Genomic DNA, 11,504 nt, shown 5'->3' with positions numbered 1-11,504 from the left:
TTAATGAAAAATATATTTAAAAGTAAACTATTTATTACTATTTTGATTGTTATTTTTATTATAGCTATTGGAATTTTTTCATTTATAATTTATAAACAATTTGACTCAGGCAACTTTGATGCTAAATCTAACATATCTGAAATTAAGAAAATTGATAAAGAACTTTCTAATGAAGAATCAAATGAAATTAAAGATAGTGAATATTATCCTATAGAAAATGTATATGACATAATTCATAGAATGAGTAATACTAAAATCATTGCAGAAGATAATCAAATTTGGGGAAAAATCGAAATGGATCCTGAGTATATTTCTTCACTAAAAAATTTAATTGAAAAAGTTGATTATGCAGATAAAGACTATATGTTAGAAGTTCTTACTAGATGGGAAAATAATGATTTTTCTAAAGCTGTGGAAGAGCATAATTACTTTTGGAAGAAACTAGGTGGAACAGTAGGTAAAGCAACTGGATTAAAGTAATAAATATGTTACCGTTGTAAAAATCTAAAATGAATAGTGAGGAATTATTAAATTTCTCATTATTCAAAATACCTTTTAAATCATGTATTTATTATATAACTATGTAAATATATTTTCTAATTAAAGTTCATTATATAGTAAAAATAGTAGCTAAATACAATTTATACTAGCTACTACTATATTAACTATAATAAAAAATTAATCAGGTAATTGATTCCTATATTGTTGATTACTTATTTTTTCTATATCTTCCACATAGCTATTATCATCATAATGATAATCATACTCTGGTGCATTTCTAACTTCATTAAACCTTCCTACAGCTTGATAGCTATCTTCTTCATCAAAACCTATTTCATCTTTATCTCCATGCTGATAACTATGTGCAAGAGTTTTACCAATTACACTTTCTTCAACTACTCTCTGATTTGAATTATATGTTTTAACAGCACTAATACTATCTTGACACTTAATGCAATTAACTGCATAAGGCAGAAATTCTAACCTTCCTCTATCAATTTCTTTACCACAAGATTTACACTTACCATATGTTCCATCATCTATAGCTCTTAATGCATCCTCTATCTTATCTAATAATGACATTTCATTTGCTTCAAGAGCTCGCCCTTTTTCAACCTCAAAGATTTCACTTCCTATATCTGCTGGATGGTTATCATAAAATGATAATTCACTTGCAGTTTCAGCATTATATTTAGTTACACCATTTTCATCTAATTGATTTATAAGTTCATTAATTCTTTTTTTTTTGTTTATTAAGTTTATTCTTAAAATATTGAAGTTTTTCTCTATTCATGTAAATCATCCTTTCAAAAATAATACCTAATTATATTCTTCCTAAAAGATGATTTTTTAGTAAACTAATTTATAACATTTATTTTCCTAATTTTCACTTCTGCAAATACTGGATAAAATCCTGATTTTAAAGCAACTTTTTGAGATATTATATGAGATTCTACAGTCCCATAAAAAGGTACTTTTCCTCTTTTTAATATTTCATTTTTTAAAGCTTTTACTATTGTAGTTGCAACTCCCTTACCTTTTGCTTCTTTAAGCACATTAACCCCAATTTGCCACATAATATCAGAATCCTCACTTGCTCCAGCCATTCCTAAAATATTTCCTTTATCATCTAAAGCTGCTACAGCTAATACATCTGGATAATTATCATTAAAGGCAAAGGCTTCATCAAATCTATTATCATCTTTAAATTGCAGTATTTCATCTTTCTTATACCATTTTAAAGTAAAATTATTAGCCTCTTCATAATTAGTATCCTTTGGTAAGTAGTAATGATGAGTATCTTCAATCTCGTATCCAAATTCATTTATCTTCTTATCTATTCTTCTTAATACTGAATATAAAAATAACCATTCCCCTGGAAATAACTTAAAATTTTCCTCACACCACTCTATTATGCATTTATCAGCAGATATTACTAATTTCCCATTAAATATTAATATCTTTAGTATTTCTTTATCATCATTATATTTTCTACTACCATTTATTACTTTTAAATCAGTAATTAAATTATCTTTATTATTAAAATCTTCAACTCTACAATTATAATCTTTTGCTAGTTGAGCTTTTACCTTATATAAAATCTCTTCCTTCATATATTTCATCCCTCTTTTGAATAATTATCTCTTTCTATACTCTTCTTCTAGAATACTCATATTTAATAATGACCAATATTCATTATTAATCTTTTTATCTTCATCTTCAATCTAAAATATTAATTCAGGAATTTCTTTATTATTAAATTTTTCTAACTTCATAATCAAATAATCTCCTTCTAAACATCCATATTTCAATTATATTACTATTGTAATTTATTGTATATTAATACATATAATTACTTCAGTTTGTAAGATTTACTTATTTAAAGAAGGAAGACAATTATATTCTAGTATTTCCTTCTTTAAAAATTGTCCATTCACCCTAATAATAAGCTTATTGAATGAACAATAGTAAACATTCCAATTAATCCAAATACAAAGGGCATAATTACTACTGACCACTTCTCCATTTTTTCTTTTATAAACAAATAAAAACGTTCAAATAAATCCTGTTTCATTCTATAAATATAATAAAGTATCATCAAAGGTGAAGAATAAATAAAATTATATATAAACAGTATTATAACAACTGAAAGTAAACTTAATTCGTAATTTAGTAAAACTGCAAGAAAAGCAAAATAAGGAAGTGCAGTAGTAAGTTCAGTTATTGTTGCTACAACTCCTAAAATAAATAAAGAAAATGGCGAAACTGATTTTATTTTTTTAGAAATCTGTGCTTTCTCATCTTCCATAGAACTTTTATTTTTAAACTCATCTCCTTTGTTTATTTTCTTTATTTTTTCATTTAATACAAAATATAAAACAAGAATAAGAGCAACTATTCCTATAATTAATTCAATAATATATATTTGTGGTACTAGCTTTTTTAAAATAAAATCAAATATATTAGAAATAACTGCAACTAAACCATAGTATGCCATTAATCCACCTATAAAGTTTGTTATACCTGTTGCTAAAATGAAAAACCATATGTGTTTTGGCTTTTTCACCATTCCTTGTAATATAAACTGTTGAGTAATTGCTACAGGATTTAAACTATCTGCTGCACTAGTAAAAATTGTTGTAAATATTAAACCTATCATAAGTATTTTCTCCCTCCATTTTTATAAAAATAAAAGCGATAGAAGGTTCATACCCTTGGCCTAACGGTATGAATCCTCTATCGCTTCAAACAAATGTACTTCCTCCGGCGATTCAGTACATTAAAGCTTCAAATTTTTAACTTTGTTATTGTTTATATATTATCACACTAAAATTTAAAACTCAATTATTTTTTTAAATTAAGTAATTTTATATACATTTAAATATATTTTCATTTTCTTTATATTATCTTTTAAAGTTTACTTCTTTTTCTTCATTTATATTTACAAATATTTTACTTGGAATAGTCTTTGCTATGACTTTGCCTTCCCTTATAGAATATAAAACTTCTGATCTTCTTCTAACTGCATCATAGCCACTTTCAGCATTTAATAATATTAAGTTACCTGGCTTACCTATTTCTATTCCATATTTATCTTCAATATTTAAAGTTCTTGCACTATTAGTTGATATAAACTTTAATGATTCATTTATATCATCATAGCCCATCATTTGGCATACATGTAATCCAAAATGAACTACTTCAAGCATGTTGCCTGTTCCCATTGGATACCATGGATCAAAGATATCATCATGTCCAAAACATACGTTAATTCCTGCTTCGTTAAGTTCTTTAACTCTTGTAATCCCTCTTCTCTTAGGATATGTATCAAATCTTCCTTGAAGGTGAGTGTTTACTAAAGGATTAGAAACAAAGTTTATTCCTGACATTTTTAATAATCTAAATAACTTATATGTATAAGCATTATTATAAGATCCCATTGCTGTAGTATGACTAGCTGTTACCTTATTCTTAAGGCCAGTTTCTAAAGCTCTAGTTGCTACTACTTCTAAGAATCTTGATTGTTCATCATCTATTTCATCACAATGAACATCTACTAATACATCGTATTTTTTAGCTAATTCGAAAATCTTATTTATAGATTCTACTCCATATTCTCTTGTAAATTCAAAATGAGGTATAGCTCCTATTACATCTGCTCCTAATTTTATAGCTTCTTCAACTAACTCTAATCCATTAGGATATGATAGTATTCCTTCTTGTGGGAAAGCTACTATTTGTAATGTTACAAAGTCCTTCATTTCTTCTCTTACTTCCACCATTGCTTTTAAAGCAACTAAGCTTTCATCAGTAACATCTACATGAGTTCTTATAAATTGAATTCCATTTGCTACTTGCCATTCTATAGCTTTCTTTGCTCTAGTTTTAACATCTTCCTTAGTTAGAAATTCTTTTCTTTCTGACCATCTTTCTATTCCTTCAAAAAGCGTTCCACTTTTATTCCATTTAGGTTCTCCTGCTGTAAGAGTTGTATCTAAATGAATGTGTGGTTCTATAAAAGGAGCTGAAGCTAAGGCCCCATTTCCTTCTATAATTTCTTCATTTTCTAATGCTTCTATATTATTATCTATTTCTGTAAATTTTCCATCTACTATTCTTATATCAAATAATCCTTCTTTATCTAAAAGTCTTACTTTTTTTATTAACATATTATCATCACCTATTTATTAGTTATTTTCATTCCTATTACATAAACTAACATTGTAGTTATTATTGCATTTAATGCTATAACTCCAACTGTTATGATATTTGCAACTATAAATCCTGCTAAGAATGCCATTATAGCAACCCAATTTACTTTTTCGAATTTTGTATTTTCAATATTATCATAGTTTCTTTTCTTTACAAAGAAGAAATCTGCGATAATTATTCCACCTACTGGAGGTAACATTGAGTTTAAGAATGTTAAGAATGCAGTAAAATTATTATTTAACCATATTGCTCCTACTGTTCCTATTAATCCCCCAATTATTACCAGTCTCTTCTTAGGTAACTTTGTAATATTCGAAAGTCCTAAACCTGATGTATATATAGCATTATCATTAGTTGTCCAAATATTTAATCCTAGTACTAATATTGCAGGTAATATTAAACCTTGTGAAAACATAACATCTGCTATATCTGAATTACCTGTAACCATTGCCCCTATTGCACCAAATAAGAACATTAATGAGTTCCCTATAAAGAAAGCTATTACTGTAGTTGAAACTGCTACCTTTTTATTTTTTGAGAATCTTGCAAAGTCTGGCGTAGCTGTTCCCCCACTTATAAATGATCCAACACATAAAGTTACAGCTGTTACTAATGCCATTTTATTTTCTGGCTGAATATTCATTAATCCTTGAACTCCACCTACTGAATTTGTTGCCATAACTGCTGATGTACTACCTAAAATTGCTATTGCTGGTACTGCTATTGCACTTAATACTGTTAAAGATTTAATTCCAAAATAAGCTGTAGCTGTCATTAATATTCCTGTTATTGCAACTAATAAATATAAGTTTATATTAAATCTATTTGCTACTGGTATTGCAAACATTGCTATTCCAACACCAAACCAACCAATTTGTGTAATACTAGTTATAAAAGATGCTAAATATGAACCTTTTTCACCAAAAGAATATCTAGCAAGTAAATGCATTGAAAGTCCAGAATCTGCACCTATATATGCTAATGCTCCTGTGTAACATGCTAATATTAAATTTCCTATAAGTACTGCTATAAAGAAATCTTTTAATGGTAATCCCGTTCCTAAATTTCCACCTGTTAACATACTTGCTGAGAAAAATGTAAATCCAAGCATAACAACAAACATTGAAAGGAATCCCTTTTTATCTCTTTTATCTACATGTGATAACTCATAATCATGATCATTATTCTTAATTTTTTCTTCTACTATTATTGTTTGTTCCATTTTGAAATCCCCCTAAATATATATTTAAGGAAAACCAGTACTTATTTTCATAAAAAAATGACCTCTCTATTATGTAGAAAGGTCGTAATACTTAAAATTAGATATACAAATTAAAATTATACTATCTAATTATATTATATCTATGCCGTATTATCATCGACCTTATTAGCCTCTCTGGACTAAATTTAAAGGACTAGTTTTCTTGAAACAATTATATATTCATTCATAAAATATTGTCAACAAATTTCTTATGGTAATTAATTCTTATTATGCTTAAATTTATACATATTTGATTTAAAAATCAAACTCTTTATAAATGAAAGCCTAAGAAAGTTAAATAACTTATTGTTATTTTCTTTTTCAAAACTTTCTTCTCATAAAATAAAACCTCCCTAAAAATTACTACTATAATTTTACTAGGGAGGTTATTCATAATTAGATATTAAATTTTAAATCCTTAGCTTTAAACTTATTGTTTAGCACTCATTACCTCAACTTCAGCTAATGCAGCCCATGCTGCTGGGAATGATCCACCTTCAGCCTTTCCTGTTATTGTTACATGAACCTTTGATGCATTAGCTGCAACTGGAATTTTATAGGATTTTTCATTATCTCCAGTATTTTTTGTTTTATCTAGTACAATTGTCTTATTTCCATCTTTATCTTCGATTTCAACCTTGAATTGAAATCTAAATCCAGCCTTTTCGAAATGTAAATTTATATAACTTACATTCTTTTCACCATCTAAATTTATGCTTACATTAGCTGGCATTGCTCCATTATCACTTATCCATAAAGAAGATAAGTTTCCATCTACAACATTAGATACTGGTTTTCCAGCTTGATTAGCTGATCCAGTAACAGCTTTGTTTAAAGCAATATTTATAAACTCTTGTGAACTTTTACCCATTACTTCAACTTCTGCTAATGCAGCCCATGCTGCTGGATATGATCCACCTGAAGCTTTTCCTGTTATTGTTACATGTACCTTTGATGCATTAGATCCAACTGGAATTTTATAAGTTTTTTCATTATCTTCAGTGTTTTTTGTTTTATCTAATACAATTGTCTTATTTCCATTTTTATCTTCAACTTCAACCTTGAATTGGAATCTAAAGCCAGCTTTTTCAAAATGTAAATTAATATGATCTACATATTTTTCACCATCTAAATCTATACTTACATTAGCTGGTACTGCTCCATTATCACTTATCCATAAAGAATTTACATCTCCATCTACCACATTAGATACTGGTTTTCCAGCTTGATTAGCTGATCCAGTAACTTTTTTATTTAAAGCAATATTAGTAAGCTCTTCTACCTTCCTACTCATTACTTCAACTTCTGCTAATGCTGCCCATGCTGCTGGATATAATCCACCTGAAGCTTTTCCTGTGATTGTTACATGCACCTTTGATATATTAGCTCCAACTGGAATCTTATAAGATTTATCATTGTCTCCAGTATTTTTTGTTTTATCTAATACCACTTTTCTATTTCCATTTACATCTTCAGTTTCAACCTTGAATTGGAATCTAAATCCAGCTTTTTCAAAATGTAAATTTATATGATCTACATTAGTTTCTTTTTCTAAATCTATAGTTACATTAGCTGGCATTGCTCCTTCATCACTTATCCATAAAGAATTTAAATCACCATCTACAACATTGGCTACTGGTTTTCCACTTTGATATGCTGAACCTGTAACTGGTTTATTTAAAGCAACATTTATAAATTCATCTTTTACTTTTTCTCCATAAACAGCAATTTCAGTCATTTCAGGTGTTAAATTATTATCATTACTACTTAAAGTAAGTCTTACCTTTTCAGCCTTTCCTTTATAATCTATATCTATAGTTCCAGTTATAGTACCTCTATCTTGTCTTTTAACCTCTGTCCACTTTCCATCATTAAGTACTTCAACAACATAATTAATAGCAAAGCCACCTGCTGCTTGATTTGGTGAAAATGTGATTCTATCAATGTTATACTCACCTTGTAAATCTACAGTTAAGTTTACTGGCCATGTAACTGCCTTTGCCATCCAAGCTGTTCCTGTAGTTCCATCAGTTAAATTTTTTGTTGGATACTCTGCATTAGTTTCAACACTACTTTCTACTGGCTTTCCTAATGCTATATTTTCTTTTTCAACAACTCTATCTGCTCCATTTAAAAATTCATTCATATTTCTAACAGAGAATTCTTTCATAGCTATACTAGCTAACTTTGATAAATCTTCTCCTGAACCTGTAGTTGGATAAGCATTGTCTTTACCAGTCTTTTGAACAACCCATTCGTATTCAACCTTATGCCAATTTATATTTGGTGCTTTTCCACCTTGTAATTGAGTCTTCAATCCATCAATCCACATTTCCCATCTCTTATAATATAAATCTTCTGTTAAACCAGACCATTGTCTATTTGAGTAGTCCTTTAAGCTTCCATTTTTATAATCTCCCCAGGTAGTTATAAGTGCTCTTGCATTAAATTCAAATAAATCTTTTGTCCAATCATCAGCATTTGCTAACATTGTTCTAGACTGATTAATCCATGTTCCTACTAAGAATTCAGGGCTAGTTGCCAATATTCTTTCTTGTAACTTAATCAATTCTAAGAAATGAGTTGATATTTTATTAAAGTTTTCTAAATTTCTTGAATTATAAGCATTAACCATTTCTTTATGATATTCTTGAGCAGAGTTTGCTAATACTTGTTTAGTTACATCTAAGAAATCATATATAAATGCTTCACTGCCTTTTAAATCATCATAAGCACTTATAAATAAATCTACTGCTTTTTCTAACTCCTTTTTATCATAAGGAATCTTATTATTACCCCAAGTTGATGCACTTGTAATATTGGTTGCAGGTCTTGAGTTAATAACTGATTCTGCAGCACCTTGATAATAGTCATTTCTCTTCTTATAAGTAGTATTTAATAATATATCCCAAGCTTTCTTTATATCTTCATTTACTTTTCCATATCTTCTTTCAATATAATCATAAGTCCAATCTTTATAATTAACTTTATTTCTAGTCCAAATCATGTCTCCTATTAGTTCATAAACTATTGGACTGTTATTTATAGCTTCTGGTGTAATACCTATTCCTTTCATATACTTTGAATTTGCATATGCAGTTGGAATATTATTTGCTAATCTTTCAGGTTGTCCATCTAATCCCATTCTTCCACCAAAGTTATGAAGCATATTCCATACCCATGGCACATTTAAGCTTTCAAATCTTTTATAATCATTTTCCTTAAGATCTGAATTTAAATCTAATATAAGTGCTTTACTCTTATCAGCTAGTCCATTTATTTTTGTATTAGATGGATTTCCTTGCCAATGTTGAATTACCCAAATCGCATCTTTATCATGCTCAATCATTTTCTTTTGGATTGTTCCATATATTTTTCCGTCATTCATACCTCCAGTGTTACCACCTTCATGGAATGGGTCAACAGCATAATAATTAGTTACATCACCAAAAACCTCTTTTTGCTTTTCATAGAACACATTTGCAACCTTTGCAAAGTAATCTTCTTGTCCTGCATCTACATAAGTCTTTAGCATATTAGGTCTATCAAAGTTGCACCATTTTCCTTGTGCTATTACTTGAGCATTTGGATTTTTTTGTTTGAAGTCTAGTGGAACCATTCCAGAATATCCTTGTAATACAGGATTTATTCCTAATTTTTGCATTCTATCATGCATTTTTCTTCCAAGCTCTGTTCTTTCTTCAAACCAATTATCTGGTAGTGGACCACCAAAGCTTGTCATATTTTGCATATAGAACCAAGCAAAATAAGCTGGTCCTGAAATAAATTCCTTTACCTCCTCATCTGAGTAATTAAATTCATTTAAGGTTCTTCTTAAAACCTCTTCTTGTCCAACTATATCTAAAATTAAATTAAATCCATTCATGGCTGACCAATCTAAGAACGCCTCGTACTCATCCCAATCCCAGAAAGACATTGTATATGAGTAAGTACAGAAGTTTAGTTCATATCTATGCTCATATGGAGTATCAATAACTACTTTTTCTCCTACAGAAGGTAAAGTCTCTGGCATATTTAAATTTGATCCCATTATAGGATTATACATTACCTTTGCATAATTCTTTAGGTAATAATTAAAACCTGATGCTAAAGAAACACCATTATTACCTTTTATTAATATTTTTCCCTCAATACCATCTTGAACTTCAAAAACATCATTTCCATCTTCAGTTGCTTCTCTAAGTTCAAATACGAATTTATCTTTATATTCTTTACCAATTACTCTTTCAACCATATTACTAAGTTCTAAAACTGTCTGTTCCTTAGCATAATTAGTATCTGTTTCAAATTTATTATATTTTGCTGCCCATTCTGTATCTTTAAAAGACTTAACTTCTATTGCTTTTTCAGTAGGCTTTTCATCAGAAATTTTTTCACCATATAACTCTATTTCAGCAATATTAGAATTATTGTTGCCTGAGCTAAAAGTAACATCTATTCTTAAACTTGAGGCCTTTATATTTCCTAAATTATGAAGATCCCCTTCTGCTGTAGCTAAATCTTGATTACTCTTTTCAGCAACCTTTATATAGTTTTCTCCATCACATGATGCATATATATTATAATTATAGTATCCACCAACTTTATTAAATACTTTTATTGAAGATAAATTATAAGTTCCTTTTAAATCCATTTGCACCCATCTATAATGATTTGAAGACTCCCAATATGTTGATTTTTCTCCATCAATAGCTTTATCCACCTTGTTTAAACCGTTTTCACTTTTAGCAGTAATAGTTACTTCACTTGATTTTATTAAGTTTCCTTTTAAATCTGTTGCATTAGCCTTAAAAGGAATTGAAGTTGTTAGCGTAGTTATTATAGTTAATAAAACTAATTTAGCAATATTATGTTTTAATCTTTTTAGCATAAAAAACTCTCTCCCCTTAAATTATAATTACAATTTAATTTTCAGTAAAATATACTTTTAGCTTTCTGAAACATTTTTTTAGTTAAAATAATCATAAAAAAATATATATAATCTTTTTTCTTAATACTTATAACCCCTCCTATAAATAAATATTCAATTAATTACTGAAAATAAAATTAACTTTCTTCTCTATAATTAGTTAATGATATAATGTATTAAAAATTTACTAACAAATTAGTAAATCTAATTATTGTTGTTACTAAATTTAATTTACATAAAATTGTATTAGGGTCTTTTTTAGATTGTCTTAAATTAGTTTTGATAGGATATTTTATTTAGTAAAAACTTAATTAAAATATGTACTCTATTGTATGAGTTTTTGAAGTATTATTGATATACTTACTTATATAAATATATATTTATATAAGACTGTGTAATTGTGACTATTATTTCTATTTATTGTATGTATAAAACGAAAGTTAATTAATTATTTACAATAACAAAAATAATATAACATATGAAAGTATTAACTACAATACTTTACATATATTTTACATGCAAAAAATATGATAACATTTCTTACTGCAAAGGATAGGGTAATTAATGGATGAAAGGCACGAGCTGTAACTATTTGTTTAT

Annotated in this window: 7 protein-coding genes; 1 reads left to right on the top strand and 6 read right to left on the bottom strand. The window is 28.0% G+C overall.

The window, feature by feature from the left end; genetic code table 11:
* Positions 1–480, top strand: a 480-nt coding sequence (locus ACQRD5_RS15440; protein WP_427747016.1) for a DUF6241 domain-containing protein, incomplete at its 5' end; no start/stop codon positions are given.
* Positions 481–678: 198 nt separating this feature from the next.
* Here the strand turns inward: ACQRD5_RS15440 and ACQRD5_RS15435 are convergent.
* The 6 genes from ACQRD5_RS15435 to ACQRD5_RS15410 all read right to left on the bottom strand — a co-directional run bounded on the left by ACQRD5_RS15435 (position 679) and on the right by ACQRD5_RS15410 (position 10,865).
* A complete protein-coding gene (locus ACQRD5_RS15435; protein WP_427747017.1) occupies positions 679–1,224 on the bottom strand; it encodes a TraR/DksA C4-type zinc finger protein in 546 nt (181 codons plus the stop codon).
* A 134-nt stretch (positions 1,225–1,358) separates the two neighbouring features.
* Positions 1,359–2,114 (bottom strand): GNAT family N-acetyltransferase, encoded by a 756-nt coding sequence (locus tag ACQRD5_RS15430; protein WP_291630747.1) that lies wholly within the window; start codon positions 2,112–2,114, stop codon positions 1,359–1,361.
* Between the two features lie 320 nt (positions 2,115–2,434).
* Positions 2,435–3,160, bottom strand: a complete 726-nt coding sequence (locus ACQRD5_RS15425) for a GAP family protein (RefSeq protein WP_291630749.1) — start codon at positions 3,158–3,160, stop codon at positions 2,435–2,437.
* Positions 3,161–3,404: 244 nt separating this feature from the next.
* On the bottom strand, positions 3,405–4,670 hold the full coding sequence (locus tag ACQRD5_RS15420) for a cytosine deaminase (RefSeq protein WP_291630751.1): 1,266 nt from the start codon (positions 4,668–4,670) through the stop codon (positions 3,405–3,407).
* An 11-nt stretch (positions 4,671–4,681) separates the two neighbouring features.
* A complete protein-coding gene (gene codB, locus ACQRD5_RS15415) occupies positions 4,682–5,935 on the bottom strand; it encodes a cytosine permease (protein ID WP_291630753.1) in 1,254 nt (417 codons plus the stop codon).
* 469 nt (positions 5,936–6,404) lie between these two features.
* Positions 6,405–10,865: an alpha-N-acetylglucosaminidase TIM-barrel domain-containing protein gene (locus ACQRD5_RS15410; RefSeq protein ID WP_427747015.1), complete on the bottom strand. Its 4,461-nt coding sequence runs from the start codon at positions 10,863–10,865 to the stop codon at positions 6,405–6,407.
* Positions 10,866–11,504 lie beyond the last annotated feature (639 nt).

This window comes from Clostridium sp. SGI.024 (genome assembly GCF_050315195.1).
Lineage (GTDB): Bacteria > Bacillota > Clostridia > Clostridiales > Clostridiaceae > Clostridium.
This window is presented reverse-complemented; position numbering and strand designations above follow the sequence as displayed.